The organism is Pseudomonas sp. TE3552 (genome assembly GCF_056278945.1).
Map to the genome: position 1 here is coordinate 3,581,803 of NZ_JBWBQJ010000001.1, position 25,778 is coordinate 3,607,580.

Sequence of the window (25,778 nt, forward strand, 5' to 3'; positions counted from 1 at the left end):
GCTGCTCGTCATCACCAAGCAGCCAAAGGGTCTTTGCTGGTTAAAAAATAACCAGACCTCATTATTCGCCGACGCTGATCTTCAGGCCAGCAGCTATTGCAAAAGGTGTCAGGGTTATCGCCAGGGCGGTCAGGCTACCAAGCCACAAGAGATAACCGGTCGCCGGCATGCCTTGCAATGCCGCCTGCAAGGCGCCACTGCCAAGAATCAACACCGGGATGTACAGCGGTAGAATCAGCAGCGCCAGTAACAGGCCACCACGCTTCAATCCAACCGTCAGCGCTGCGCCCACCGCACCGAGCAGGCTTAGTACCGGTGTACCCAGCAATAAAGAAAGCAGCAACACCGGCAGACAGGCGGCAGGCAAACCGAGCATCAACGCCAGCAGTGGAGCGAGCAAAACCAGTGCCAGGCCGGAAAAGGCCCAGTGTGCCAGTACTTTGGCCAGCACCAGAAGAGCCAGGGGGTGCGGCGAAAGGACCCACTGTTCAAGGGATCCGTCTTCGAAATCACTGCGGAAAAGCCCGTCCAGCGAGAGCAAAACCGATAAAAGCGCCGCCACCCAGACCAGTCCCGGAGACAAGGTTTGCAACAATTGAGTCTCGGGACCGACCGCCAATGGGAACAAAGAGACGACGATGGCAAAGAACACCAACGGATTCGCCAATTCGGCGGGACGGCGGAACAGCAAACGTGCCTCGCGGGCGACCAGCAGGCCGAAAACACTCATACGGCCCAATTCCCCAAATCGATGTCACGATAGCCGGCCGGCATCCGGGTCAGCGTGTGGTGAGTAGTCAGAACCACCATGCCACCTCGCTCGCAGTGCGTGGCCAGGTGTTCTTCGAGTTGCGCCACGCCTTGTTTGTCGAGCGCAGTGAACGGCTCGTCGAGGATCCACAGCGGCGGGCTGTCCAGATACAACCGCGCCAATGCCACGCGACGTTGCTGGCCGGCAGACAGGGTATGGCAGGGAACATCTTCGAAACCGCGCAGCCCCACAGCCGCCAGTGCCTGCCAGATCGCTTCATGGGAAGCCGGTTGATGCAAGGCGCAAAGCCAACTGAGGTTTTCCTCGGGGGTCAGCAAGTCCTTGATGCCGGCGGCATGGCCGATCCACAACAGGTTGCGCGCCAGTTCGCTGCGCTGTTCGTTCAGTGGCTGGCCGTTGAGCAGCACCTGCCCGGCAGTCGGGTGCATCAAGCCGCAAAGCAAACGTAAGAGGCTGGTCTTGCCGCTGCCGTTGGGACCGCTGATCTGCAACATTTCGCCACTGGCCAGTCTCAATTCGAGATTTTCGAAGAGCAGCCGAAGGTCTCGCTCACAGGCGAGGGCAACGGTTTGCAGGACAGGACTGGTCAAGAGATCACGGGCCTTTTGCGGTTCAAGTCGGCAGCGGAACGGCCGCTAAAGAGATGCAGAATAGATGCATTGGCGGCCCGTACTAGAGAGCTGCGTCAAACAATTGCAATATTTTTAGCGCTCCGGATACAACGGGGCGGCATTATACATGCCATGCCCGACTCTAAAGAGCGCAATTTCCACAGGTTGTGACCGCATATGACAGGCGAAATGAACATCCTCCCGCTGCCGCCGACCACGCCTGCGATGTCGCGTCCGTTGGTGGTCAGTGGCGAGCTGCTCAAGCTGCTGACGCCGATGGAGGGACTGCTGACTGCCGGTCAGACCGCCAAGGCTGAAGTGTTGTCGCTCAAGCAGACGGATCAGACCTTTCAACTGTTGCTCAAGGTCACCCTCGACAGCGGCCGCCAGACCACGGTCCAGGCCACCAGTACTCAGCCGTTGCCCCAAGGCACCAGCCTGGCAATCACCCAGCCATCGGCGGGCAACCTGGCGGTCACGGTGCAACAGGCCATCGCCACCAGCGTCGCGACCCTGACCCGCATCGACACGGCGCAACTGCCGGTCGGCACCTTGCTGCAAGGCAAAGTACTGACCGCCCAGGTGATGCCACAGGTGCCGGGCCAGCCGACGGTATTTCGCTCGATGGTGAGCCTGCTCAACACCGCGTTGAGCGGCAGCACGCTGAGCATCGACAGCCCGACGCCACTGCGCATCGGTACGTTGCTCAGCGCCTTGGTGCAGGACACCCAGACACTGAAATTCGTCCCGTTGAGCAGCCGCCAGGAACAGTTGGCGGTGACGCAACAATTGGTCAGCCAACAAAGTCGCCAGGGTTCGCTGGATGGCTTGATCAAAGTCCTGCAAAACCTGCCGCCATCGGATCAGACCTCCAGCGACCTGCGCACCGCCGTGGACAAATTGCTCGCCGGCCTGCCGGACGCTCAACAAATGAGTACGCCCAAAGGCCTGGCCCAGGCGCTGGCCAACAGCGGCCTGTTCCTCGAGGCGAAACTGCTGACCGGACAAAACCCGACGCAGACGCCTGACCTGAAAGGCGACCTGCTCAAACTGATCGCGCAACTGACACCAGGCCTGCCGGCCAACACCAATCTCAATGCGATCATCGCCGCCAATACACTGGCGCAAGCGCTGCCGGGGTTTGTGCGAAATGCTCTGGGCATGCTGGGACAAGTCAGCGCCAAACCGCAGCCGACCAGTTTCCCGATCCCCGAACGCCTGCTGCAAAGCCAGGACGGCGAAGGTGACCTAGAGCACTTGCTGCGTTTGGCCGCGGCAGCCGTCTCGCGCCTGCAAAGCCATCAACTGTCGAGCCTGGAACAGACCGGCGTCACCGACGACGGGCGGTTGCTCAGCACCTGGCAACTGGAAATCCCGATGCGCAACCTTCAGGACATCGTGCCGTTGCAGGTCAAATTCCAGCGCGAAGAAGCGCCCGAGAAAGAACAACCGCACGAACGCCGCGACGAACACGAACCCCGGCAACAGCTGTGGCGCGTTGAGCTGGCATTCAACATGGAACCGCTGGGGCCATTGCAGATTCAGGCGCAGTTGATCAAAGGCAGCCTCTCCAGCCAGCTATGGGCCGAGCGCCCGTACACCGCAAGCCTGATCGAAAGCAATCTGGCCGGGCTGCGCGAACGCCTGCTGGCGTCAGGCCTGAACGTCGGCGATCTGGATTGCCACCTCGGCACACCGCCCCAAGGCCCTCAAACCCGCCTCGAACAACGCTGGGTCGACGAAACCGCATGAACGAATCCACCACACCGCGCCAGGCCATCGCCCTCAAATACGACGGCAGCCACACCCCTACCCTCACGGCCAAAGGTGACGAGGAGCTGGCCGAAGAAATTCTGCGGATCGCCCGGGATTACGAAGTGCCGATCTACGAAAACGCCGAGTTGGTGAAACTGTTGGCGCGGATGGAATTGGGGGACAGCATTCCACAAGAGTTGTATCGCACGATTGCGGAGATTATTGCGTTTGCGTGGAATTTGAAGGGTAAGTTTCCCGAGGGGCATGATCCGCAGGTGTCGAGGGTGGAGAAGGATGTGACTGATCGCGGAGACGATTATTGATGTGTTGAATGCAAAAGATCGCAGCCTCGTTTCACTCTGCCGAGTGAAACGAGGCTGCGATCTTTTGATCTTCTCAGCTTCTGTGCAACTTGCTCATCAACTCCGCCTCAGCCTGGGTCAAGCCGCAGGACTGTGTCAGTTCACTGACGCTCGCGCCCATCCCCACCAGGCGTGCTGCCTGGGCGAATGAAAGGCTCGATGGATCACGTTGCTCCAACTGCGCCAGTTTGTCCGGTAACGGCCCGACCACCGCGCGCAGTTCGTGCAGGTCTTCACCCATGCGCACGTTGCCGTTCTGGTAGTCGTCGACGCGTTTGGCCAGGTCCTTGATGCGCTGATCGCGCAGCGCATCGCCCTGGGCCTGTTGCGCGGCGATCTGCCTTTGAGCGCGGATGTACGCCAGGAACATCGCCAGCGTGCCTGCCCAGAAGAGGAACAGGACAATGACAGCCACCTCAAGAATCAATCAGATACTCTCCAGTTCCGACCATTCTTCTTCGCTCATCATCTTGTCGAGTTCGACCAGGATCAGCAATTCGTTGTTCTTGTTGCACACGCCTTGAATGAACTTGGCGGACTCTTCGTTACCGACGTTCGGTGCGGTCTCGATTTCCGACTGACGCAGGTAAACCACTTCAGCCACGCTGTCGACCATGATCCCGACCACTTGCTTGTCGGCTTCGATGATGACGATACGGGTGTTGTCGCTGACGTCGACCGTGCCCAGGCCGAAACGCTGGCGGGTGTCGATCACGGTGACCACATTGCCGCGCAGGTTGATGATGCCCAGTACATAGCTCGGGGCACCCGGCACCGGGGCGATTTCGGTGTAGCGCAAGACTTCCTGAACGCGCATCACGTTGATGCCGTAGGTTTCATTGTCCAGCTTGAAGGTGACCCATTGCAGGATCGGATCTTCGGAACCTTTTGCCGCCGTCGCCTTGTCATTCATACCCTGACCCCTCGAAAAACCGCCCTAGCGGTGTGTATTCAGTGCGCCGGCACTTGAATGCCGATGCGTGTTTTTTATGTCGGTTTGTGGTTCGGCTTACTGCCGCCCATGTGCTTAGCCCCGCCGCTGGCGATCAATTCGGCCAGTGCGGCGACATCGAGCAAGGCGCACATATGTTCAATCACCGTGCCGGCGAGCCATGGCCGCTGACCCCGGTGACTTCTCCATTTGATTTCATTCGGGTCCAGGCGCAACGAGCGGCTGACCTGATGCACTGCCAGCCCCCATTCGTAGCCCTGAACCGAAATAACGTATTGCAGGCCCTGGCGGAAATCATCGCGGTAGCGGTCCGGCATGACCCAGCGTGCGGTATCCAGCACTTTCAGGTTGCCGGCCTGGCTCGGCAGGATCCCGAGGAACCATTCCGGCTGACCGAACAGCGGCGTCAGCTCGTGACCGGCCAGGGAATAAATCGAACCCAGGCACACCAGCGGCACCGCCAGGGTCAACCCGGCGACGTCGAACAACAGGCATTCGAACGGCTCGGCCGCCCATGCCGGACGACCGTCGTTTTCCACCGGAGGCGGTGTGTTGCTCGGCGGCAGATGAACTTCCACCACCGGCGGCACCAACGCTTGCAGCAGCGGGGCAATCGTCGACACGGACGCCAGAATCGGTGCCGGCGCTTCGAGCACGGCCACCGGAGCTTTCACCACTGGCGCAACGACGGGTGCCGCGACGGCTGCCACGTTCACTGCCGGTTTCAGCGCATCACGGGCCTGCTCTTCAAGCACCGCAGCCTGGAACTCATCCAGCACAGCTTCAGCCTCAACAACCTCGGGCAGTGCCTCGATTGCTGGCGGCAACTCTTCGGTCGCATCCCGCAGCAAACCGTCCAGATAGGACTGCAGGGCCAGTTGCGGACGCGAGGTGATCTTCACCGGCCGATTCATCGGAACATCACCGTAGAAATTGGGTTCATCTCACGCCACCTGCGGAACAAGTTGCTGCGCCAGCAGATGCTTGAGCAGTGCGCGATAAGCAAGAACGCCACGGCTCTTGCCGTCGAATTGCGAAGGCGTCAGCCCTGCCCGGCTCGCGTCACGCAAGCGGGTGTCGATCGGGATGTAGCCTTGCCAGATTTCTTCCGGGTATTTGTCGCGCAGCACCCGAAGGGTTCCGAGGGACGCCTGGGTGCGACGGTCGAACAGGGTCGGCACAATGTTGAACGGCAGCGCCAGTTTGCGCGAGCGGTTGATCATCGCCAGGGTGTTGACCATGCGTTCCAGGCCTTTGACGGCCAAATGCTCGGTCTGCACCGGGATCACCAACTGCTGGCTGGCCGCCAAGGCATTGACCATCAGCACGCCGAGCAACGGCGGGCTGTCGATCACGGCGTAATCGAAGTCCTGCCACAACTGCGCCAGGCTCTTGGCGATCACCAGGCCCAAACCACTCTGGCCCGGCGACTGGCGCTCGAGGGTGGCGAGCGCGGTACTCGATGGCAACAGGGAAATACGTTCGTCACTGGTGGGCATCAGCAACTGACCGGGCAGGCCTTGCGGCACGCTGCCCTTGTGCAGAAACAGGTCGTAACTGCTGTGTTCCAGGCTGTCGGGGTCGTAACCGAAGTAGCTGGTCATGGAGCCGTGGGGATCGAGATCGACCACAACCACGCGCTTGCCCGCCTCTGCCAGCAATCCGGCTAAAGCGATGGAGGAAGTGGTTTTACCGACACCACCCTTTTGATTGGCGACTGCCCAGACTCTCATTCGGATTGTTCCTCCCGGTCGAAAAGGTCGACCGAGAAATAGCTCAACGTATTAATGCGGGTGACGGAGAATTGACGGCACTCTCTCGTCCCGGCGACTTGACCGGGGTCGGTGCAGTTTGTGTGCCAGCCCGCTTCAACGCGGCATCCGGTTGTGCATGAGCGGTACCGGTACCGGTGAGACTGCGGCGTACATCGAGATTTCGTGATACCACCAGCACCACCCGACGGTTACGCGCCCGGCCTTCGGCGGTGGCGTTATTGGCCACCGGCTGGAACTCGCCATACCCCACCGACGCCAGACGACCAGGGTTCACGCCCTGCATCGCCAGCATGCGCACGATGCTCGCCGAACGGGCCGAGGACAGCTCCCAGTTGGTCGGGTATTGCGCGGTGCGGATCGGTTGATCGTCGGTGAAGCCTTCGACGTGGATCGGGTTGTCGAACGGCCTCAGGATCGCCGCGACCTTATCGATGATGTTGAAGGCAATGTCGCTGGGCATGGCATCGCCGCTACCGAACAACAGGCTGGAATTGAGCTCGATCTCGACCCACAACTCGTTGCCGCGCACAGTCATCTGGTTGGAGCTGATCAAGTCGCCAAACGCCGCGCTGATATCATCGGCAATGCTTTTGAGCGGATCATTGGCGGCCTGGGCGATGCCGGCGTCGATCTGTTCGCTGTCCTTGACCAGTGGTTTGGCCGGGGTCACGGTCTTCGGTCGCTCTTCACCGATGGGGATCGGCTTGAGGGCGCGGTCGGAGTCGGTAAACACCCCGATCAGCGCCTCGGAAATGATCTTGTACTTGCCTTCGTTGATCGAAGAAATCGAGTACATCACCACGAAGAACGCGAACAGCAAGGTAATGAAGTCGGCGTAGGAAACGAGCCAGCGTTCGTGATTGACGTGTTCTTCAGGTTGCCGACGACGAGCCATAATCCATTTCCCCCATCAATCCATGAAGCCCTGAAGCTTCAACTCAATAGAGCGAGGGTTTTCACCTTCGGCGATCGACAGAATGCCTTCGAGCAACATTTCGCGATAACGCGACTGGCGCAATGCGATGGACTTGAGCTTGGCGGCAATCGGCAGCAGCACCAGGTTGGCACTGGCCACGCCGTAGATGGTGGCGACGAACGCGACGGCAATGCCGCTGCCCAGTTGCGACGGATCGGCCAGGTTGCCCATGACGTGGATCAGGCCCATCACCGCACCGATGATGCCGATGGTCGGCGCGTAGCCGCCCATGCTTTCAAAGACTTTGGCGGCTTCGATGTCGCGGCTTTCCTGGGTGTAGAAATCCACTTCCAGGATGCTGCGAATCGCTTCCGGCTCGGCACCGTCCACCAACAGTTGCAGGCCTTTGCGCGAGTAGCTGTCGGGTTCGGCGTCGGCCACCCCTTCCAGACCGAGCAAACCTTCCTTGCGAGCGGTCAGGCTCCAGTTCACTACACGATCGATGCCGCCGGCCAGATCCACGCGCGGTGGAAACAGGATCCAGGCGAGAATCTGCATGGCACGCTTGAAAGCGCTCATCGGCGATTGCAGCAATGCCGCACCGATGGTCCCACCGAGTACGATCAACGCCGCCGGACCATTGGCCAGCGCGCCGAGGTGACCGCCTTCAAGGTAGTTACCGCCAATGATGGCGACGAACGCCATGATGATCCCGATAAGGCTGAGCACATCCATCAGATGCAAGCCTCAACCAGGTGCCGACCGATGTCGTCGAGGCTGTACACCGCGTCCGCGAGTTCGGCTTTGACGATGGCCATGGGCATACCGTAGATCACGCAGCTCGCTTCATCCTGAGCCCAGATCGCACTGCCGCCCTGCTTGAGCAGACGCGCGCCTTCGCGACCGTCGGCGCCCATACCGGTCAACACCACCGCCAGAACTTTGTCGCCGTAGGACTTGGCCGCAGAACCGAAGGTGATGTCCACGCACGGCTTGTAGTTCAGACGCTCGTCGCCCGGCAGGATTTTCACCGCGCCACGGCCGTCGATCATCATTTGCTTGCCACCCCGGCGCCAACAACGCCAGGCCCGGACGCAGGATGTCGCCATCCTCGGCTTCCTTGACACTGATGCGGCACAGCTTGTCCAGACGCTCGGCGAAGGCCTTGGTGAAGGCCGCCGGCATGTGCTGGATCAATACAATCGGTGCCGGGAAATTGCCTGGCAACTGCGTCAGCACTCGTTGTAGCGCAACCGGGCCGCCAGTAGAGGTACCGATGGCGACCAGTTTGTAGGCTTTGCGTTTCGGCGCCGGAGACGACGGCGTTGCTGAGTGGGTGCGAACCGGAATCGGTGCCGGTGCCGGACGCGCAGGCGCGCTGCTGCCGTAGCTACTGACGCCCGAAGGCGCAGGCGTCGGGGCTGGCGCAGCCACTGGGGCCGGGGCGCTGTAAGTGCTGGCGCGACGGTTGCTGCGCGAGATGCTGAGAATCTTCTCGCACAGCAGTTGCTTGACCTTCTCCGGGTTACGCGAGATGTCTTCGAAATTCTTCGGCAGGAAATCCACCGCGCCGGCGTCCAGCGCGTCGAGGGTGACCCGGGCGCCTTCGTGGGTCAGCGAGGAGAACATCAACACCGGGGTCGGGCAGCGCTGCATGATGTGCCGCACTGCGGTGATGCCATCCATCATCGGCATCTCGTAGTCCATGGTGATCACGTCTGGCTTGAGGGCCAGGGCCTGATCGATCGCCTCTTTTCCGTTGGTCGCCGTACCGACGACCTGGATATTTGTATCCGCTGCAAGAATTTCCGAGACGCGGCGGCGGAAAAACCCCGAATCGTCCACCACCAGGACTTTGACTGCCATAAACACTCCGTTAGACGGGGCGAGGCTCAGTCGCCCCGCGCCCCCAGAATCAAATACGCCGTGCGGCGTAACGCTTGAGCATGCTCGGAACATCGAGAATCAGTGCAATGCGGCCGTCACCGGTGATGGTGGCGCCGGACATGCCCGGGGTTCCCTGGAGCATTTTGCCCAATGGCTTGATGACCACTTCTTCCTGGCCCACCAGTTGATCGACGACGAAGCCGATTCGCTGAGTGCCCACCGAAAGGATCACAACATGGCCTTCGCGCTGCTCTTCGTGAGCGGCAGAGCTGACCAGCCAGCGCTTGAGATAGAACAATGGCAGCGCCTTGTCCCGCACGATCACCACTTCCTGGCCATCCACCACGTTGGTGCGCGACAGGTCGAGGTGGAAGATCTCGTTGACGTTCACCAGCGGGAACGCGAACGCCTGATTGCCGAGCATGACCATCAGGGTCGGCATGATCGCCAGGGTCAACGGGACCTTGATGACGATCTTCGAGCCCTTGCCCTTGGTCGAGTAGATATTGATGGTGCCGTTGAGCTGGGCGATCTTGGTTTTCACCACGTCCATGCCCACGCCACGACCGGACACGTCGGAGATCTCGGTCTTGGTCGAGAAGCCCGGCGCGAAGATCAGGTTGAAGCAATCCGACTCGCTGAGACGGTCCGCCGCATCCTTGTCCATCAGGCCTTTCTTCACGGCGATACCGCGTAGAACATCGGCATCCATGCCCTTGCCGTCATCGGAGATGGACAGCAGGATGTGGTCGCCTTCCTGTTCAGCGGACAGGATCACTTTGCCGCTGCGAGGCTTGCCCATCGCTTCGCGATCGGCCGGCTCTTCGATACCGTGGTCGACCGAGTTGCGCACCAAGTGGACCAATGGGTCGGCCAGGGCCTCGACGAGGTTCTTGTCGAGGTCGGTTTCTTCGCCGACCAGCTCCAGGTTGATCTCTTTCTTGAGCTGGCGAGCCAGGTCGCGAACCAGGCGCGGGAAGCGCCCGAATACTTTCTTGATCGGTTGCATCCGGGTCTTCATGACCGCGGTTTGCAGGTCGGCCGTGACCACGTCGAGGTTCGACACGGCCTTGGACATGGCTTCGTCGCCGCTGTTGAGGCCCAGACGGACCAGGCGGTTACGCACCAGTACCAGCTCGCCGACCATGTTCATGATTTCGTCGAGACGCGCGGTGTCGACCCGCACGGTGGTCTCGGCTTCGCTGGTCGGTTTTTCCGCCGGCGGCGCGGCCGGGGCACGAGCAGGAGCCGGCGCTGCGGCGGCAGCAGGTTTCGGCGCTTCGGCTTTTGGCTCGGGTGCTTTGGCCACAGGTGCTGGCGCCTTGGCAACCGGAGTCGCCACCGAAGCAACAGCAGAAGCAGTGCCCACTTCAGTGAACTTGCCCTTGCCATGCAATTCGTCGAGCAGCGATTCGAATTCATGATCGGAGATCAGGTCGCTGCCAGCCGCAGCGGCGGTTGGCGCTGCCGGCGCCGGGACCGAAGCAATCGCCGATTCCAGTGCGTCGACCGCAAAGTTGCCTTTGCCGTGCAACTGATCGAGCAGTGCTTCGAACTCGTCGTCGGTGATATCGGAGCTGTCGCCTGCCGCTTTCGGGGCGGCCGGTGCAGCAGGCGTCGCTGCCACTGCATCGGCGGCGAACTGGCCTTTGCCGTGCAGTTGATCGAGCAACGACTCGAACTCGGCATCGGTGATTTCGTCACTGGCGGCCGCATCGGTGGCAGGCAGCGAAGCAGGTTGAGCAGCCGCTACGGGCGCCTCGGCCTGGGCCTTGACGGCGTTCAGCGAGTCCAGCAGTTGTTCGAATTCGTTATCGGTAATGTCACCCGATTCGCTTTCAGCGACCGGCGCTTCAACCACTTCAGCGACCGGCGCCGGTGTGGCTTCATCAGCCGTTTGCGGCTCGGCCAGACGAGCCAGCGCCGCGAGCAATTCAGGCGTGGCAGCCGTGATCGGGCTGCGTTCGCGGACTTCGCTGAACATGCTGTTCACCGCGTCCAGCGCTTCGAGAACCACGTCCATCAGTTCCGAGTCGACGCGACGCTCACCCTTGCGCAGGATGTCGAACACGTTCTCGGCGATGTGACAGCACTCCACCAGCTCGTTGAGCTGGAGGAAGCCGGCGCCCCCTTTTACAGTGTGAAAACCGCGAAAAATTGCATTGAGCAAGTCCGCATCATCGGGTCGGCTTTCCAGCTCGACCAGCTGCTCGGACAGTTGCTCTAGAATCTCGCCGGCCTCAACCAGGAAATCCTGAAGGATCTCTTCATCGGCGCCGAAGCTCATTAAGGGGGTGCTCCTACAGGTCTAAAAACCCAGAAAACTAAAATCCAAGACTGGATAACAAATCGTCCACATCGTCCTGACCGGACACAACGTCTTCTCTTTTATCGGCATGAATCTGCGGACCTTCACCCTGAGAGAGATGTTTTTGTGGATCTTTTTCAGCCAGCATCGCCTCACGGTCATGTTCGATACCCGCAAAGCGGTCTACGTGACTGGCCATGAGTACGAGCTTGAGCAGGTTGCTTTCAACTTCGGTGACCAGTTGGGTCACACGCTTGATCACCTGACCGGTGAGGTCCTGGTAATCCTGGGCCAGCAGAATGTCGTTGAGGTTGCTCGACACGACGCGGTTGTCTTCACTGCTGCGTGTCAGGAAACCGTCGACCCGCCGGGCCAACTCGCGGAACTCTTCAGCCCCGACTTCGCGACGCATGAACCGCCCCCAATCCGCGCTCAACACCTGGGCTTCGTCGCTCAGGCTGTTGATCAGCGGCGTGGCGTTTTCCACCAGGTCCATGGTGCGGTTGGCCGCGGCCTCGGTCAGCTTGACCACATAGGACAGGCGCTCGGTGGCATCCGTGATCTGAGACACTTCCTCGGCTTGCGGCATGTGCGGGTCAATCTGGAAATTGACGATCGCGCTATGCAGCTCGCGGGTGAGCTTGCCCACTTCCTGATACAGGCCGCGGTCACGGGTCTGGTTGAGCTCATGGATCAGTTGCACAGCGTCGCCGAACCTGCCTTTTTCAAGGCTGTCGACCAGTTCGACCGCGTGTTTTTTCAGGGTCGACTCGAAATCGCCCTGTGAAGATTCGTTATGCTCCATAGCTCCCCCGTGCGCAGTACATCAGCCAATGCGTTCGAAAATCTTCTCGATTTTTTCTTTCAACGCCTGGGCCGTGAAGGGCTTGACCACATAGCCGTTAACACCGGCCTGGGCCGCTTCGATAATCTGCTCGCGCTTGGCTTCAGCGGTCACCATCAGCACCGGCAGATGCTTGAGCCTTTCATCGGCGCGCACCGCACGAAGCAGGTCGATGCCGGTCATCCCGGGCATGTTCCAGTCGGTAACCAGAAAATCGAAGTTACCGCTTTGCAGCATCGGCAACCCGGTCAACCCGTCATCGGCCTCGGCGGTGTTGGTGAACCCAAGGTCACGCAACAGGTTTTTTATGATCCGCCGCATCGTTGAGAAGTCATCAACGATGAGGATTTTCATGTTCTTGTCCAATTCGACCTCCAAGCAGTCTTAAACGCGCCCAGCACCTGGACGCGCCATTTCAATCAATCCGGCAAAGCACTCAATGACTGTCTGGAGCACAACAGATCGAGACCGGTACGGTTCAACACCACACCAGCTCCATTCGCAGTGTCCCCACACTGCCTTCAGCGCGCTCGCCACTCCCCCAAACGCCCCCGCAAACGGGCCGCGCACTGGCTGTGTAACTGGCTGACCCGCGATTCGCTGACCCCCAGGACCTCACCGATTTCCTTGAGATTCAACTCTTCGTCGTAGTACAGCGCCAACACCAGTCGCTCACGCTCCGGCAAATTGGCAATCGCGTCCGCCAGCGCCGCCTGGAAGCGTTCATCTTCCAGATCGCGTGACGGCTCGAGATGAGCACTCGCGCCATCCTCATGCAGCCCTTCGTGTTCGCCGTCCTGCAACAGATCGTCGAAACTGAATAACCGGCTGCCCAGGGTGTCGTTCAAAATTCCGTAATAATCGTCGAGACTCAATTGGAGTTCGGCCGCAACTTCGTGATCTTTAGCGTCACGGCCGGTTTTAGCTTCAATCGAGCGAATCGCGTCGCTGACCATGCGGGTATTGCGGTGGACCGAACGTGGCGCCCAATCCCCCTTGCGCACTTCATCAAGCATCGCGCCGCGGATTCGTATGCCCGCGTACGTCTCGAAACTCGCGCCTTTGCTGGCGTCGTATTTGGTTGATACTTCAAGCAGGCCGATCATCCCGGCCTGGATCAGGTCTTCGACCTGGACACTGGCCGGCAGACGCGCCAGCAAGTGGTAGGCAATGCGCTTGACCAGTGGCGCGTAACGCTCGATCAGCTCGTACTGCGCGTCACGTGCCGACTGCTTGTAGAGGTTGTAACCGCTGGCTGTCATAACACGGGTCCTGCCGTTTGTTGCACGAGGCGCTCGACGAAAAACTCCAGGTGCCCACGCGGGTTGGCCGGCAGCGGCCAGGTATCGACTTTCTGCGCAATGGCCTTGAACGCCAGGGCGCACTTGGAACGCGGAAAGGCTTCGTAGACGGCACGCTGCTTCTGCACGGCCTTGCGCACGCTTTCGTCGTAAGGCACGGCACCGACGTACTGTAAGGCAACGTCGAGGAAACGGTCGGTGACCTTGGTCAACTTGGCGAACAGGTTGCGGCCTTCCTGCGGGCTTTGCGCCATGTTGGCCAGGACGCGGAAGCGGTTCATGCCGTAGTCGCGGTTAAGCAGTTTGATCAGCGCGTAGGCGTCGGTGATCGAGGTCGGCTCGTCACACACCACCAGCAAGACTTCTTGCGCAGCGCGCACGAAGCTGACTACCGAGTCACCAATGCCCGCAGCGGTGTCGATCACCAATACGTCGAGGTTGTCGCCGATGTCGCTGAACGCCTGGATCAGGCCGGCGTGCTGGGCCGGGCTCAAATGCACCATGCTCTGGGTGCCGGAGGCGGCCGGGACGATGCGGATACCGCCTGGCCCTTGCAACAGCACGTCGCGCAGCTCACAACGGCCTTCGATCACGTCGGCCAGGGTGCGTTTGGGTGTCAGTCCCAGCAGGACGTCGACGTTCGCCAGTCCCAGGTCGGCATCCAGCAGCATGACGCGCCGGCCGAGCTCAGCTAGAGCCAGGGACAAGTTCACTGACACGTTAGTCTTCCCGACGCCACCTTTGCCGCCGGTCACCGCGATCACCTGTACGGGATGCATGCTGCCCATGTTATTTCTTTACCTTGTCTTACTTAGACGGAGGCCACATTACTGGCTGCGCGTTCACCAATGGAACAATGCGTGGCAGACCATCGATGTAGGTACAAAAACCGTTCATTAAATACCTCAGCCAACCCGCTTGGTCGGACTGTGGTAAAGGTCAGCGAACATATCAGCCATGGCTTCTTCGCTGGGTTCTTCCTGCATTTGTACGCTGACGGCGCGGCTGACCAACTGATGACGACGCGGCAGATGCAAATCATCGGGAATCCGCGGACCATCGGTCAGGTAAGCCACCGGCAACTCATGGCTGATAGCCAGGCTCAACACCTCGCCCAGACTTGCCGTTTCATCCAGTTTAGTCAGGATGCAGCCGGCGAGGCCGCAACGTTTGTAACTGTGATAAGCGGCGGTTAGAACCTGTTTCTGGCTGGTGGTTGCCAAGACCAGATAATTTTTTGATTTGATGCCCCGTCCGGCCAGGCTTTCGAGCTGCATGCGCAGTGCCGGGTCGCTGGCCTGAAGGCCGGCGGTATCGATCAGCACCACGCGTTTGCGCAGCAAGGGCTCCAGCGCCTGCACCAACGATTGGCCCGGGTCGACATGGGTGACCGACACATTGAGGATCCGGCCCAGGGTCTTGAGCTGTTCCTGGGCGCCGATGCGATAGCTGTCCATGCTCACCAGCGCGATGTTCTGCGCGCCGTACTTGAGCACGTAACGGGCCGCAAGCTTGGCCAGCGTGGTGGTCTTGCCCATGCCGGCCGGGCCGACCATGGCAATCACGCCGCCCTCTTCCAGCGGTTCGACTTCCGGGGTGGCGATCATCCGCGCCAGGTGCGCGAGCAACATGCGCCAGGCCTGACGAGGTTCTTCAATGTCGGTAATCAACGCCAGCAAATCACGAGACAACGGGCCAGACAGGCCGATGCGTTGCAGGCGACGCCAGAGGTTGGCCTGCTCCGGACGGCTGCCTTGCAGCTGACTCCAGGCCAGCGAGCCAAGTTGTACTTCCAGCAGCTCACGCAGACCGTTGAGTTCGAAGCGCATCGAGTCGAATGCACGCGGGTCAACCCCGGTCGCTGCGACAGGCGCGGATGCCGGGCGCCGAGGCTCGGCCAGCGTCGGTTCGATCAACGGCTCGGCGGCGGTCAACGGCAGGCCGGCGAACAACTGGCGATTGGTGATGGCGTCGCTCTCGCCATCGCTACGCAGGCTCAGTTCGGCCTGGGCGGTGACGATCCGCGATTGAGTCTTGCGCAGCTCGTCCTCGAGCTCCATGTTCGGAACACGCGGGGCCAGCGCCGACAGTTTGTAATCCAGGGCAGCCGTCAACTCGACACCGCCGGCGATCCGGCGATTGCCAATGATGGCGGCATCAGCGCCCAGCTCATCACGAACCAGCTTCATGGCCTGACGCATATCGGCGGCGAAAAAACGCTTAACTTGCATAAACCACTACCTCAGCCGTTGGGCCCTACTGTCGCAACAATGGTCACTTGCTTGTTGTCAGGAATTTCCTGGTAAGCCAACACATGCAAACCCGGTACTGCCAGCCGACCGAATCGCGAGAGCATCGCGCGAACCGGACCGGCCACCAGCAGAATCACCGGCTGACCTTGCATTTCCTGACGCTGCGCCGCATCGATCAACGAGCGTTGCAGTTTTTCCGCCATGCTTGGCTCCAGCAGAACGCCCTCTTCCGAGCCTTGTCCTGCCTTCTGAAGACTATTGAGCAATATTTGTTCCAACCTTGGTTCCAAGGTGATCACAGGCAGCTCCGACTCAGTGCCTACAATGCTTTGCACGATTGCACGGGATACGCCGACGCGCACCGCGGCCACCAAAGCGGCAGTATCTTGACTCTTGGCGGCGTTGTTCGCGATGGCTTCGGCGATGCTGCGAATGTCCCGTACCGGCACCTGTTCGGCCAGCAACGCCTGCAAGACTTTGAGCAGTTGCGACAGCGAAACCACCCCCGGCACCAGCTCTTCGGCCAGTTTCGGTGAGCTTTTGGCCAGCAATTGCATGAGTTGCTGGACTTCTTCGTGGCCAATCAGCTCGCTGGAGTGCTTGTACAGAATCTGGTTCAAGTGGGTCGCCACTACCGTACTGGCATCGACCACGGTGTAACCGAGCGATTGCGCCTGCGCGCGCTGGCTGATTTCGATCCAGACTGCCTCCAGACCAAAAGCCGGATCTTTGGCGGTGATACCGTTGAGCGTGCCGTAGACCTGCCCCGGGTTGATCGCCAGTTCGCGGTCCGGGTAGATCTCGGCCTCGGCCAGGATCACCCCCATCAATGTCAGGCGGTAGGCGCTTGGCGCCAGGTCGAGGTTGTCGCGGATATGCACTGTCGGCATCAGGAAGCCCAGGTCCTGGGAAAGTTTTTTACGCACGCCCTTGATCCGCGCCAGCAACTGTCCACCCTGGTTGCGGTCCACCAGCGGAATCAGGCGGTAGCCGACTTCCAGGCCGATCATGTCGATCGGGGTCACGTCATCCCAGCCAAGCTCCTTGGTTTCCTGAGCCCGGGCCGGCGATGGCAGCAGTTCCTGCTGACGCTTGACCTCTTGCAAGGCCTGAACCTTGACCGCGTTCTGCTTCTTCCAGAACAGGTAAGCGCCACCGGCCGCCAGGGCCGCCATGGACAGAAAGGATACATGCGGCATGCCGGGCACCAGGCCCATCACCGCCATCAAGCCAGCGGCCACCGCCAAGGCTTTGGGCGAAGCGAACATCTGGCGATTGATCTGTTTGCCCATGTCTTCCGAGCCGGAAGCACGGGTCACCATGATCGCGGCAGCGGTCGACAACAGCAGTGATGGCAATTGCGCCACCAAACCGTCACCGATGGTCAGCAAGGCGTAAACCCGACCGGCATCGCCAAAGCTCATGCCGTGCTGGAAGATGCCGACCGCCATGCCGCCGATCAGGTTGATGAACAGAATCAGCAGGCCGGCGATGGCGTCACCGCGCACGAACTTGCTGGCACCGTCCATGGACCCGTAGAACTCGGCCTCCTGGGCCACTTCCATCCGGCGCAGTTTCGCCTGGTTCTGGTCGATCAGGCCGGCGTTCAAGTCGGCGTCGATGGCCATTTGTTTGCCCGGCATTGCGTCGAGGGTGAAACGCGCGCTCACCTCGGAAATCCGCCCGGCACCCTTGGTCACTACGACGAAGTTGATGATCATCAGAATCGCGAACACCACGATACCAACCACGTAGTTACCGCCGATCACCACCTCACCGAATGCCTGAATCACCTTACCGGCGGCGGCATGGCCGTCCTGACCGTGGAGCATCACCACCCGAGTGGAAGCCACGTTCAGCGCCAGTCGCAACAACGTCGCCACCAGCAAAATGGTCGGGAACACGGCGAAATCCAGCGGCCGCAAGGCGTACACGCAGACCAGCAACACAACAATCGACAAGGCAATGTTGAAGGTGAAAAACACGTCCAGCAGGAACGGCGGCACCGGCAACATCATCATGGCCAGCATGACCAGCAGCAACAGCGGCACACCCAGATTGCCCCGACTGAGGTCGGCAACGTTTGTGCGTGCAGTGTTGATTAACTGAGAGCGATCCACCGGTTTTCCCCGTTCCTTTAAAGCAAATCTTTGACGCCTGAAGCAGGCGCAGGGCGGCTACTGCAAGAAGCCTTCCAACTTTTGCCAAGGAGGGGAATAGGGTGATTTGTTGAGCCCGGTAGCAGCCGCCTTCGTATGGCCACCACCTCTTCGCTTGGTCGAACACACCTTTGGCGTTCGACGCTGCTTCTGTGAGCGAGGCTTGCCAGCGAAGAGGCCAGCATGGCCAACACAACAGTCAGGAATCGCGCCGCAGATCCGGTGGAATCGGCAGATCATCCTTAAGCGGATCCGGACGCTTACCCTTGCCGGCGCGGTACTGGCGAATCTGGTAGACGTAGGCCAGTACCTGGGCGACTGCCAGATACAGCCCACCGGGGATTTCCTGCTCCAGCTCGGTGGAGTAGTAGATCGAACGCGCCAATGCTGGAGATTCGAGCAGCAGCACATTGTTGGCCACCGCGATTTCACGGATTTTCAGGGCCAGGAAGTCGCTACCCTTGGCGATCAGCATCGGCGCCCCGCCCTTGTCCGGATCGTACTTGAGCGCCACGGCGTAGTGAGTCGGGTTGGTGATGACCACGTCGGCCTCGGGGATCGCGGCCATCATCCGCCGTTGCGACATCTCGCGCTGCAACTGGCGAATGCGCTGTTTGACCTCAGGCTTACCTTCCTGGTCCTTGTGCTCATCGCGTATTTCCTGCTTGGTCATCAGCAGCTTTTTGTGGCTTTGCCACAACTGCACCGGCACGTCGACCGCGGCGATGATGATCAGCCCGCAAGCCATCCACAAAGTGCTCCAGCCGACCACTTGCAGGCTGTGAATGATCGCCATATCCAGTGGCTCGTGGGCGATGCGCAGCAAATCGTCGATGTCCGACGACAAGACCGTCAACGCCACGAACAGCACGATGAAAAATTTGGCCAGGGCCTTGAGCAACTCCACCAGCGCATTGGGCGAGAACATCCGTTTCAGGCCCGCGCCGGGGTTCATGCGACTGAACTTGGGTGCCATTGAGCCGGCCGCGAACAGCCAGCCACCCAGGGAAATCGGGCCGATCAGCGCGGCCAGCAGCAAGGTGATCATCACCGGCTGGATCGCCAACAGGGCGATGTGCCCCGAGTGCAGTAAATAAGTGCCCATGGAACGCTGATCCAGAATCACTTCCCGCGAGAGCGAGAAGTTCATGCGCATCAGCTCCATCATGTCCTGCGCCAGGGCGCCGCCAAAAATCAACAACCCACCGGCTCCGGCGAGCATGACCGCCAGGGTGTTGAGCTCCTTGGAGCGCGCAATCTCGCCCTTCTCACGGGAGTCCTTTTTGCGTTTCTCCGTGGGGTCTTCTGTTTTGTCCTGACCGCTTTCGCTCTCAGCCATGACTCAGCGCGCCTGTGCCAATTCGCGTAACAACTGCAAGGCCTCGGCGGCCAGCGGTTGGTACTGATTGAGAATGTCCGCCAGGCCGACCCAGACAATGAACATCCCAAGCACCAGGGTCAGCGGGAAGCCGATCGAGAAGATGTTCAGCTGCGGTGCCGCCCGGGTCATCACGCCAAACGCAATATTGACCACCAGCAACGCGGTGATCGCCGGTAGCACCAGCAACAGCGCCGCGCCAAGCACCCACCCCAGCTTGCCGGCCAGTTCCCAGAAATGATTGACCATCAATCCACCGCCGACCGGCAGCGTGGTGAAGCTCTCGGTGAGGACTTCGAACACCACCAGATGGCCGTTCATTGACAGGAACAAGAGTGTCACCAGCATGGTAAAAAACTGCCCGATCACCGCCACCGACACACCGTTCGTAGGGTCGACCATCGAAGCGAAGCCCATGCCCATCTGGATCGCGACAATTTGCCCGGCGACCACGAACGCCTGGAAGAACAGCTGCAAGGAGAATCCCAGCACCGCGCCGATGATGATCTGCTCGGCGATCAGCAACAGCGCGCTCAGGTCCAGCGCGTTGACCGGTGGCATCGGCGGCAGGCCGGGGGCAATCACAACGGTGATCGCCAGGGCGAAGTACAGCCGAATGCGCTTGGGTACCAGCGTCGTGCCGAAAATCGGCATGACCATCAGCAACGAACCGATACGAAACAGCGGCAACATGAACGTCGCCACCCAGGTGCTGATCTGGGTATCGGTCAGCTGAAGCAGCGACATGGCTTAACCGATGACCTGAGGAATACTGTGGTACAGCTGCAGGATGTATTCCATGAAGGTCTGCACCAGCCACGGGCCGGCAACGATCAGCGTCACCAGCATCACCAGCAGGCGCGGCAGGAAGCTCAGGGTCTGTTCGTTGATCTGGGTGGCAGCCTGGAACATCGCCACCAGCAGCCCCACCAGCAAGCTCGGGATCACCAGCACCGCGACCATCATGGTGGTCAGCCACAGCGCTTCGCGAAAGATGTCTACGGCAACTTCAGGCGTCATGGTGAAACGCCGCCGAAGCTGCTCGCCAGAGTGCCGATGATCAATGCCCAACCATCCACCAGCACAAACAGCATGATTTTGAACGGCAGGGAAATGATCAGTGGCGAGAGCATCATCATCCCCATCGCCATCAGCACACTGGCCACTACCAGGTCGATGATCAGAAACGGAATGAAGATCATGAAGCCGATCTGGAACGCGGTTTTCAGTTCCGAGGTCACGAACGCCGGCACCAGAATCGTCAGCGGCGCCTGATCCGGCGTAGCGATGTCAGTGCGCTTGGACAGGCGCATGAATAGCTCCAGATCGCTGCTGCGAGTCTGGGCCAGCATGAAGTCCTTGATCGGCACCTGAGCCTTGGCGACGGCATCCTGGGCGGTGAGTTTTTCCGCCAGATAGGGCTGCAAGGCATCCTGATTCACCCGATCGAACACCGGCGCCATGATGAACATGGTGAGGAACAGTGCCATGCCGGTGAGGATCTGGTTCGACGGTGTCTGCTGCAAGCCCAGGGCCTGCCGCAGGATCGAGAAGACGATGATGATCCGGGTGAAACTGGTCATCAGCATGACGAACGCCGGGATGAAACTCAGCGCAGTCATGATCAGCAGGATTTGCAGGCTGACCGAGTATTCCTGAGCGCCTTGGGCATTGGTGCCCAGGGTGATCGCCGGGATCGACAACGGATCGGCGGCGAACGCCAGCGGCGCAACCAGCATCAGGGCCAGCGTCAAGACGATGCGTAACGCACCCATTACTTCTTATCCTTCTGATCCTTGCCAAGCATCTTCAGCAGATGCTGGGCAAATTCCGGTGTGGCTTTGTCGGCATTGTCCGGCACCTGCACCGGCTCCTTGAGCACATGCAACGCGGTGATGGTGCCGGGGCTCAGGCCGAGCAGAATTTGCTCGTTGCCGACCTGCACCAGCATCAAACGGTCACGCGGCCCCAGCGCCCGGGAACCGATCAACTCGATCACCTGCCCCTTGCCCGCCGGCCCGGCCTGCTGGACCCGACGCAGCAGCCAGGCGAGGAAGAAGATCAACCCCAGCACCAGCAGCAAGCCGAACACCAGTTGCGTCAATTGCCCGGCCACACCGCTGTTGACGGCCGGGGCGGCGGCCGCTGTCGCAGTCGCAACCGGTTCGGCAGCCAGAACGCTGAACGGCAAGGCCAGCGCTAATCCCGGCAAAGAACCCAGAACCTTGTTCACTCAGCGCAGCTTCTTGATGCGTTCGCTTGGGCTGATCACGTCGGTCAGGCGGATGCCGAACTTTTCGTTGACCACCACCACTTCACCGTGGGCGATGAGAGTGCCGTTGACCAGCACGTCCAGCGGCTCACCGGCCAGACGATCAAGCTCGATCACCGAACCCTGGTTGAGTTGCAGCAAGTTGCGGATGTTGATGTCGGTGCTGCCCACTTCCATGGAAATCGACACCGGGATATCGAGGATCACGTCCAGGTTCGGACCGTCCAGCGTCACTGGATCGTTGTTCTTCGGCACGCTGCCGAACTCTTCCATCGGCAGACGGTTGGACGGCGAACTCGCGGCGTCGGCGGCCAGCAAGGCATCGATGTCGTCCTGCCCGGCATCACCGGTTTCTTCCAGGGCGGCGGCCCATTCATCGGCCAGTGCCTGATCGTCCTGAGCGTTCATATCGTCGTTCATTATTTGTCCTCGGCGGGCAACCGTTTAATTCAAAGCAGTGGTTAAAAGCGAATGGGTGAAAGCGCCACTCAGCGGCGCTCGATCGGCTCGATCACTTGCAACGCGAGGTTGCCTTTGTGCGAGCCCATCTTGACCTTGAAGGCCGGCACGCCGTTGGCGCGCATGATCATTTCTTCCGGCATCTCGACCGGGATCACATCCCCGGGCTGCATGTGCAGGATGTCGCGCAGGCGCAGCTGGCGACGGGCAACCGTGGCGCCGATCGGTACGTCGACGTCCAGCACGTCCTGGCGCAAGGCGTTGATCCAGCGCTCGTCCTGGTCGTCGAGGTCCGACTGGAAACCGGCATCGAGCATTTCGCGCACCGGCTCGATCATCGAGTACGGCATGGTCACGTGCAGGTCACCGCCACCGCCATCGAGTTCGATGTGGAACGTCGACACCACAATGGCTTCACTCGGGCCGACGATGTTGGCCATGGCCGGGTTCACTTCCGAGTTGATGTACTCGAAGTTCACTTCCATGATCGCCTGCCAGGCTTCCTTCAAATCGACGAAAGCCTGCTCCAGCACCATGCGCACCACACGCAGTTCGGTTGGGGTGAATTCACGCCCTTCGATCTTCGCGTGACGGCCGTCGCCGCCGAAGAAGTTGTCCACCAGTTTGAACACCAGTTTGGCGTCGAGGATGAACAGCGCGGTGCCGCGCAGCGGTTTGATCTTGACCAGGTTGAGGCTGGTCGGCACGTACAGCGAGTGCACGTATTCGCCGAACTTCATCACCTGCACACCGCCGACGGCAACGTCCGCCGAGCGGCGCAGCATGTTGAACATGCTGATGCGGGTATAGCGGGCGAAACGCTCGTTGATCATTTCCAGCGTCGGCATGCGTCCACGGACGATGCGATCCTGGCTGGTCAGGTCGTAGCTTTTGACACTGCCGGGTTCGGCAGCGTTATCGGTCTGTACCAGACCATCGTCGACACCATGCAACAGCGCATCGATCTCATCCTGGGACAGCAGGTCTTGCACGGCCATGTCGTGTTCCTACTGCAGTACGAAATTAGTGAAAAGCAACTGTTCGATCACCACTTTGCCAAGCTCTTTTTGCGCCACTTCCTGGACGCTGGCGGTGGCCTTCTGACGCAACATTTCCTGGCCGACCGGGGTCGCCAGCGTGGCGAAGTCCTGACCGGAAAACAGCATGACCAGGTTATTGCGGATCACCGGCATGTGAACCTTGAGCGCGTCCAGATCGGCCTGGTTGCGGCCCTGCAGGGTGATGCTCACCTGCATGTAGCGCTGACGGCCGTTCTGGGTGTAGTTGGCCACGAAGGCCGGAGCCATCGGCTCGAAGATCGCCGGCTGCTTGCCAACCACAGCGGTTTCAGCCGCGGCAGCAGGTTTGCTCTGGGCGCTGTGCATGAAGAACCAGGTCGCCCCCACGGACAAGCCAATCGCCAGCAGCAGGGCCACGACGATCACAATGATCAGCTTGATTTTGCCTTTGGTTGCGGGGTCTTTCACTGGTGCTGCGTCGCTCTTAGCCATGCCAATAATCCGTCACTATTCGGGTTTTCACAGTCGCACGGCAAGGCAAGAGCAAGTGTTATGCCAGAAGTGTCTGGAGGGAGTGGAGGCAGAGGATCATCAATCACCACAAAACAAATGTGGGAGCGAGCCTGCTCGCGATGAGGCAGTAACATTCAACATCTGCGTTGATTGTTCCACCGCTATCGCGAGCAGGCTCGCTCCCACACAGGGGGGGGTTGCGTTTGATCAGGCGTAGTAGTCGACGGCGCTCGAACCAATCACGCTGGTAGCCGTAGCCGCCACTTCGGCAACAGTCGGCGCAAGCTCTTCATCGACGGAATCAAGTCGACCGCCACTGGCGTTGGTACGCCCACCCTGCCCTTGTTGAGCCTGCTCCTGCTCCTGCCCCTGACCCTGCCAGCCACGGGACTGATCGGAAACGTTGACGTCGACCTGGCCCATGCCCTGTTGCGCGAACATGTCGCGCAGACGATGCATTTGCCCGTCGAGCGCTTCGCGAACGCTTGGGTGAGCGCTCATGAAGGTCACCTGGGTCTGCTGATCCGGAACCATGTTCACCCGAATATCCAGGCGCCCCAGTTCGGCCGGTTGCAACTGAATATCGGCCGCCTTGAGATTGGCGCTGGACAGGTACATGACCCGGTTGACCACCTCCTCGGTCCAGCCGCTCTGATGCATGGCAATCGGCTGGTTCACCGGCAAGGCATTGGCAGTCTTGGGCGTTGCCGCCTGGGTCAATGCCGCCAGACGGTTGGCGAAATCGTCGACACGGGTATCGCTGCTGGCGGACTTGAGATCCTTGAGGCCGTCATCGATCAGGCCACTGAAAGCCTTCTCGCCGCCCTGGCTGGTGCTGTCCTGATCGGTTTGCACATCGAGCATGCTCGCCATGCCCGCAGCAAAGTTCTGTGCCGAGGTCAGCTCGCCGTCGACGTGAGCCTGAGTCGGCGCCGCTTTTGGCTGAGCCTGGCTGGCGGCCGAAACGTGCCCGCTCTGCTCCATCGCCATGCGCACGGCCGGCAGTGCATCGAGAGGATCGGCTTCGGGATCGAAATCAGGATCGGCACTCACAACAGCCTGCGCCGCTGGTGCATTGATGACGGCCGTGACAGGCGCCTCAACCGGTGGCTGTACAGTGGCTATAACTGGTTGGGTTTCTGGCACGGGGGCTGGCAATACCGGCTGCACCGCTTGCATTAATGCCGGATCGAGGGCCGGATCAACAGGCGCGGCATCGGTTATCGGTGTCGATGTATCGGCGGTAACCGGCGCATCATCGCTGGCCGTCTTGTCGTCAGCCTGCGCCGGTTTATCGGCGGGCAAGGATTTGCCGCTATCGGCAACCGTCGGTTCCGGGGCGGCAGACTTGTCGCTGCTCACGTCCTTTGGGCTGGCGTTGTCGGGGGTTTTGTCGCGTACGGGTTTAGTCGATCCGTCTGCCACGACCGAGGGCTTGCTCTGGGCCTGATTGGCGTAGACCTGAGCGAAGCTGGACGCCTTGTCCCCGGGCTCGACCGTCGGCGCCGGCGTATTGGCGGACACGGCCTGAGACTTGGCCGCAGCGCCAGCCTGAAGAAGAATGTTGGGGGTAACGGGCATAGAACGGTCTCCGCTGCACTGGGATCGTAGGTACAGTTGAGTGAGTTGACTGCAAGGGTCGAGCCAGCTTTGCTCGCTGGCCGCCAAAAGCGCCGGACGGCTAAGCTGTAATGCGATCCGTAGCAGCTTGCGTTCGGTCGTAGCAGCTGTCGAGCCCCAGCGAGGCTGCGTTCGGCTGCGAAGCAGTCGCCAATCCGATCATCTCGGTCTACCTGAAACACCGCACTGGATGATTTCACGACTGCTTCGCAGCCGAACGCAGGCTTCGCCAGCCGCTACAACCGGCATTAGCCGGATGGTTGTCTTATTCAGTCAGGGAGCGTTGGCGCTCTGCCTCGAAAAGCGGACGGACAATGGCGAATTCGCCGTCAATTTCTCCGACCAGCGCTTCAATGCCTTCGAGTTTTTTCTCTCTGGCTCGCTGCTCCAGCTCATGGCACAGCTCGGCCAGCCGGGTTGCACCCATGTTGCTGCTGCTGCCCTTGAAACTGTGCGCCGTGGCGCCTAACCGATCGGCATCGTCAGCCTTGCGCAGCAAGCTCAATCGCTCTTCGGAATCGCTGAGAAAGGTATCGAGCAATTCTGGATACCCGTCCTCCATAACTTCCTGCAACGCGCTCAGCACGTCTCGGTCCAGATGTGTGTCGTCCACTTGTTCACTC

General features: G+C 60.3%; 27 protein-coding genes and 1 pseudogene. 2 read left to right on the plus strand and 26 right to left on the minus strand.

Features of this window, described 5'->3' with window-relative positions:
• Nucleotides 1-61: 61 nt before the first annotated feature.
• Together ccmB and ccmA are read right to left on the minus strand one after the other, a co-directional pair.
• On the minus strand, nt 62-730 hold the full coding sequence (gene ccmB / locus ACZ9BB_RS16075; protein ID WP_476214588.1) for a heme exporter protein CcmB: 669 nt from the start codon (nt 728-730) through the stop codon (nt 62-64).
• Nucleotides 727-1,362: a cytochrome c biogenesis heme-transporting ATPase CcmA gene (gene ccmA / locus ACZ9BB_RS16080; protein WP_476214589.1), complete on the minus strand. Its 636-nt coding sequence runs from the start codon at nt 1,360-1,362 to the stop codon at nt 727-729. Before ccmA ends, ccmB begins: the two co-directional genes overlap by 4 nt.
• A 198-nt stretch (nt 1,363-1,560) precedes the next feature.
• Between ccmA and fliK the strand changes: the two genes are divergently transcribed.
• On the plus strand, nt 1,561-3,135 hold the full coding sequence (gene fliK, locus ACZ9BB_RS16085; RefSeq protein ID WP_476214590.1) for a flagellar hook-length control protein FliK: 1,575 nt from the start codon (nt 1,561-1,563) through the stop codon (nt 3,133-3,135).
• Nucleotides 3,132-3,461, plus strand: coding sequence for an EscU/YscU/HrcU family type III secretion system export apparatus switch protein (locus ACZ9BB_RS16090; RefSeq protein WP_476214591.1), 330 nt, complete (start codon nt 3,132-3,134; stop codon nt 3,459-3,461). The genes fliK and ACZ9BB_RS16090 overlap by 4 nt, the downstream gene beginning before the upstream one ends.
• Nucleotides 3,462-3,534: 73 nt before the next feature.
• Here the strand turns inward: ACZ9BB_RS16090 and ACZ9BB_RS16095 are convergent, their stop codons facing one another.
• From ACZ9BB_RS16095 to ACZ9BB_RS16210, 24 genes and pseudogenes are all read right to left on the minus strand, one after another.
• A complete protein-coding gene (locus ACZ9BB_RS16095) occupies nt 3,535-3,927 on the minus strand; it encodes a DUF2802 domain-containing protein (protein ID WP_476214592.1) in 393 nt (130 codons plus the stop codon).
• Complete coding sequence (locus ACZ9BB_RS16100) at nt 3,928-4,413, minus strand: chemotaxis protein CheW (protein ID WP_007938663.1); 486 nt, start codon at nt 4,411-4,413, stop codon at nt 3,928-3,930.
• Nucleotides 4,414-4,487: 74 nt separating this feature from the next.
• Nucleotides 4,488-5,366, minus strand: coding sequence for a CheW domain-containing protein (locus ACZ9BB_RS16105; protein WP_476214593.1), 879 nt, complete (start codon nt 5,364-5,366; stop codon nt 4,488-4,490).
• 30 nt (nt 5,367-5,396) lie between these two features.
• Nucleotides 5,397-6,185 carry a ParA family protein gene (locus tag ACZ9BB_RS16110; RefSeq protein WP_007938661.1) on the minus strand — a complete coding sequence of 263 codons (789 nt, stop codon included), beginning with the start codon at nt 6,183-6,185 and terminating at the stop codon, nt 5,397-5,399.
• 43 nt (nt 6,186-6,228) lie between these two features.
• The gene (motD, locus tag ACZ9BB_RS16115) at nt 6,229-7,125 is read right to left on the minus strand and encodes a flagellar motor protein MotD (protein ID WP_370695253.1); all 897 of its coding nucleotides are present in this window, start codon (nt 7,123-7,125) and stop codon (nt 6,229-6,231) included.
• A gap of 12 nt (nt 7,126-7,137) precedes the next feature.
• Nucleotides 7,138-7,878: a flagellar motor protein gene (locus ACZ9BB_RS16120; RefSeq protein ID WP_007938659.1), complete on the minus strand. Its 741-nt coding sequence runs from the start codon at nt 7,876-7,878 to the stop codon at nt 7,138-7,140.
• Nucleotides 7,878-9,009: pseudogene (locus ACZ9BB_RS16125) on the minus strand (protein-glutamate methylesterase/protein-glutamine glutaminase). Before ACZ9BB_RS16125 ends, ACZ9BB_RS16120 begins: the two are co-directional and overlap by 1 nt.
• A 49-nt stretch (nt 9,010-9,058) precedes the next feature.
• On the minus strand, nt 9,059-11,317 hold the full coding sequence (locus tag ACZ9BB_RS16130; protein WP_476214594.1) for a chemotaxis protein CheA: 2,259 nt from the start codon (nt 11,315-11,317) through the stop codon (nt 9,059-9,061).
• Between the two features lie 37 nt (nt 11,318-11,354).
• Nucleotides 11,355-12,143, minus strand: coding sequence for a protein phosphatase CheZ (locus ACZ9BB_RS16135; protein ID WP_476214595.1), 789 nt, complete (start codon nt 12,141-12,143; stop codon nt 11,355-11,357).
• Nucleotides 12,144-12,164: 21 nt separating this feature from the next.
• On the minus strand, nt 12,165-12,536 hold the full coding sequence (locus ACZ9BB_RS16140) for a chemotaxis response regulator CheY (protein ID WP_167331167.1): 372 nt from the start codon (nt 12,534-12,536) through the stop codon (nt 12,165-12,167).
• Between the two features lie 167 nt (nt 12,537-12,703).
• On the minus strand, nt 12,704-13,444 hold the full coding sequence (gene fliA, locus ACZ9BB_RS16145; protein WP_018925059.1) for an RNA polymerase sigma factor FliA: 741 nt from the start codon (nt 13,442-13,444) through the stop codon (nt 12,704-12,706).
• A complete protein-coding gene (gene fleN, locus ACZ9BB_RS16150; protein WP_003222917.1) occupies nt 13,441-14,271 on the minus strand; it encodes a flagellar synthesis regulator FleN in 831 nt (276 codons plus the stop codon). Before fleN ends, fliA begins: the two co-directional genes overlap by 4 nt.
• A gap of 117 nt (nt 14,272-14,388) precedes the next feature.
• The gene (gene flhF, locus ACZ9BB_RS16155) at nt 14,389-15,714 is read right to left on the minus strand and encodes a flagellar biosynthesis protein FlhF (protein ID WP_476214596.1); all 1,326 of its coding nucleotides are present in this window, start codon (nt 15,712-15,714) and stop codon (nt 14,389-14,391) included.
• An 11-nt stretch (nt 15,715-15,725) separates the two neighbouring features.
• On the minus strand, nt 15,726-17,855 hold the full coding sequence (gene flhA / locus ACZ9BB_RS16160; RefSeq protein ID WP_476214597.1) for a flagellar biosynthesis protein FlhA: 2,130 nt from the start codon (nt 17,853-17,855) through the stop codon (nt 15,726-15,728).
• 238 nt (nt 17,856-18,093) lie between these two features.
• Nucleotides 18,094-19,233 (minus strand): flagellar biosynthesis protein FlhB, encoded by a 1,140-nt coding sequence (flhB, locus tag ACZ9BB_RS16165; RefSeq protein WP_476214598.1) that lies wholly within the window; start codon nt 19,231-19,233, stop codon nt 18,094-18,096.
• 3 nt (nt 19,234-19,236) lie between these two features.
• A complete protein-coding gene (fliR, locus tag ACZ9BB_RS16170) occupies nt 19,237-20,019 on the minus strand; it encodes a flagellar biosynthetic protein FliR (RefSeq protein ID WP_476214599.1) in 783 nt (260 codons plus the stop codon).
• Nucleotides 20,020-20,022: 3 nt separating this feature from the next.
• Nucleotides 20,023-20,292, minus strand: a complete 270-nt coding sequence (gene fliQ / locus ACZ9BB_RS16175; RefSeq protein ID WP_007938648.1) for a flagellar biosynthesis protein FliQ — start codon at nt 20,290-20,292, stop codon at nt 20,023-20,025.
• Nucleotides 20,289-21,047 (minus strand): flagellar type III secretion system pore protein FliP, encoded by a 759-nt coding sequence (gene fliP, locus ACZ9BB_RS16180; protein WP_476214600.1) that lies wholly within the window; start codon nt 21,045-21,047, stop codon nt 20,289-20,291. Before fliP ends, fliQ begins: the two co-directional genes overlap by 4 nt.
• Entirely contained in the window at nt 21,047-21,505 is a 459-nt protein-coding gene (fliO, locus tag ACZ9BB_RS16185; RefSeq protein WP_476214601.1) for a flagellar biosynthetic protein FliO, read from the minus strand. The genes fliP and fliO overlap by 1 nt, the downstream gene beginning before the upstream one ends.
• Complete coding sequence (gene fliN / locus ACZ9BB_RS16190) at nt 21,506-21,964, minus strand: flagellar motor switch protein FliN (RefSeq protein ID WP_411740787.1); 459 nt, start codon at nt 21,962-21,964, stop codon at nt 21,506-21,508.
• A gap of 68 nt (nt 21,965-22,032) precedes the next feature.
• Complete coding sequence (gene fliM, locus ACZ9BB_RS16195; RefSeq protein ID WP_007938639.1) at nt 22,033-23,001, minus strand: flagellar motor switch protein FliM; 969 nt, start codon at nt 22,999-23,001, stop codon at nt 22,033-22,035.
• A gap of 9 nt (nt 23,002-23,010) precedes the next feature.
• Nucleotides 23,011-23,514, minus strand: a complete 504-nt coding sequence (fliL, locus tag ACZ9BB_RS16200; protein WP_476214602.1) for a flagellar basal body-associated protein FliL — start codon at nt 23,512-23,514, stop codon at nt 23,011-23,013.
• A 228-nt stretch (nt 23,515-23,742) separates the two neighbouring features.
• Nucleotides 23,743-25,116 (minus strand): flagellar hook-length control protein FliK, encoded by a 1,374-nt coding sequence (locus tag ACZ9BB_RS16205; protein ID WP_476214603.1) that lies wholly within the window; start codon nt 25,114-25,116, stop codon nt 23,743-23,745.
• A 304-nt stretch (nt 25,117-25,420) separates the two neighbouring features.
• The gene (locus tag ACZ9BB_RS16210; protein ID WP_476214604.1) at nt 25,421-25,768 is read right to left on the minus strand and encodes an Hpt domain-containing protein; all 348 of its coding nucleotides are present in this window, start codon (nt 25,766-25,768) and stop codon (nt 25,421-25,423) included.
• Nucleotides 25,769-25,778 lie beyond the last annotated feature (10 nt).

What these genes read in the sequence shown, in the direction of transcription:
- ACZ9BB_RS16135 (WP_476214595.1), bottom strand. Translation starts at nt 12,143, where the DNA reads ATGGAGCATAACGAATCTTCACAGGGCGATTTCGAGTCGACCCTGAAA.
- ACZ9BB_RS16110 (WP_007938661.1), bottom strand. Translation starts at nt 6,185, where the DNA reads ATGAGAGTCTGGGCAGTCGCCAATCAAAAGGGTGGTGTCGGTAAAACC.
- fliM (WP_007938639.1), bottom strand. Translation starts at nt 23,001, where the DNA reads ATGGCCGTGCAAGACCTGCTGTCCCAGGATGAGATCGATGCGCTGTTG.
- ACZ9BB_RS16105 (WP_476214593.1), bottom strand. Translation starts at nt 5,366, where the DNA reads ATGAATCGGCCGGTGAAGATCACCTCGCGTCCGCAACTGGCCCTGCAG.
- ACZ9BB_RS16100 (WP_007938663.1), bottom strand. Translation starts at nt 4,413, where the DNA reads ATGAATGACAAGGCGACGGCGGCAAAAGGTTCCGAAGATCCGATCCTG.
- ACZ9BB_RS16130 (WP_476214594.1), bottom strand. Translation starts at nt 11,317, where the DNA reads ATGAGCTTCGGCGCCGATGAAGAGATCCTTCAGGATTTCCTGGTTGAG.
- fliL (WP_476214602.1), bottom strand. Translation starts at nt 23,514, where the DNA reads ATGGCTAAGAGCGACGCAGCACCAGTGAAAGACCCCGCAACCAAAGGC.
- fliR (WP_476214599.1), bottom strand. Translation starts at nt 20,019, where the DNA reads ATGTCGCTGCTTCAGCTGACCGATACCCAGATCAGCACCTGGGTGGCG.
- flhF (WP_476214596.1), bottom strand. Translation starts at nt 15,714, where the DNA reads ATGCAAGTTAAGCGTTTTTTCGCCGCCGATATGCGTCAGGCCATGAAG.
- fliK (WP_476214590.1), top strand. Translation starts at nt 1,561, where the DNA reads ATGACAGGCGAAATGAACATCCTCCCGCTGCCGCCGACCACGCCTGCG.
- ACZ9BB_RS16140 (WP_167331167.1), bottom strand. Translation starts at nt 12,536, where the DNA reads ATGAAAATCCTCATCGTTGATGACTTCTCAACGATGCGGCGGATCATA.
- fliA (WP_018925059.1), bottom strand. Translation starts at nt 13,444, where the DNA reads ATGACAGCCAGCGGTTACAACCTCTACAAGCAGTCGGCACGTGACGCG.
- fliP (WP_476214600.1), bottom strand. Translation starts at nt 21,047, where the DNA reads ATGGGTGCGTTACGCATCGTCTTGACGCTGGCCCTGATGCTGGTTGCG.
- flhB (WP_476214598.1), bottom strand. Translation starts at nt 19,233, where the DNA reads ATGGCTGAGAGCGAAAGCGGTCAGGACAAAACAGAAGACCCCACGGAG.
- ACZ9BB_RS16205 (WP_476214603.1), bottom strand. Translation starts at nt 25,116, where the DNA reads ATGCCCGTTACCCCCAACATTCTTCTTCAGGCTGGCGCTGCGGCCAAG.
- ACZ9BB_RS16120 (WP_007938659.1), bottom strand. Translation starts at nt 7,878, where the DNA reads ATGGATGTGCTCAGCCTTATCGGGATCATCATGGCGTTCGTCGCCATC.
- fleN (WP_003222917.1), bottom strand. Translation starts at nt 14,271, where the DNA reads ATGGGCAGCATGCATCCCGTACAGGTGATCGCGGTGACCGGCGGCAAA.
- fliN (WP_411740787.1), bottom strand. Translation starts at nt 21,964, where the DNA reads ATGAACGACGATATGAACGCTCAGGACGATCAGGCACTGGCCGATGAA.
- ccmB (WP_476214588.1), bottom strand. Translation starts at nt 730, where the DNA reads ATGAGTGTTTTCGGCCTGCTGGTCGCCCGCGAGGCACGTTTGCTGTTC.
- ACZ9BB_RS16090 (WP_476214591.1), top strand. Translation starts at nt 3,132, where the DNA reads ATGAACGAATCCACCACACCGCGCCAGGCCATCGCCCTCAAATACGAC.
- fliQ (WP_007938648.1), bottom strand. Translation starts at nt 20,292, where the DNA reads ATGACGCCTGAAGTTGCCGTAGACATCTTTCGCGAAGCGCTGTGGCTG.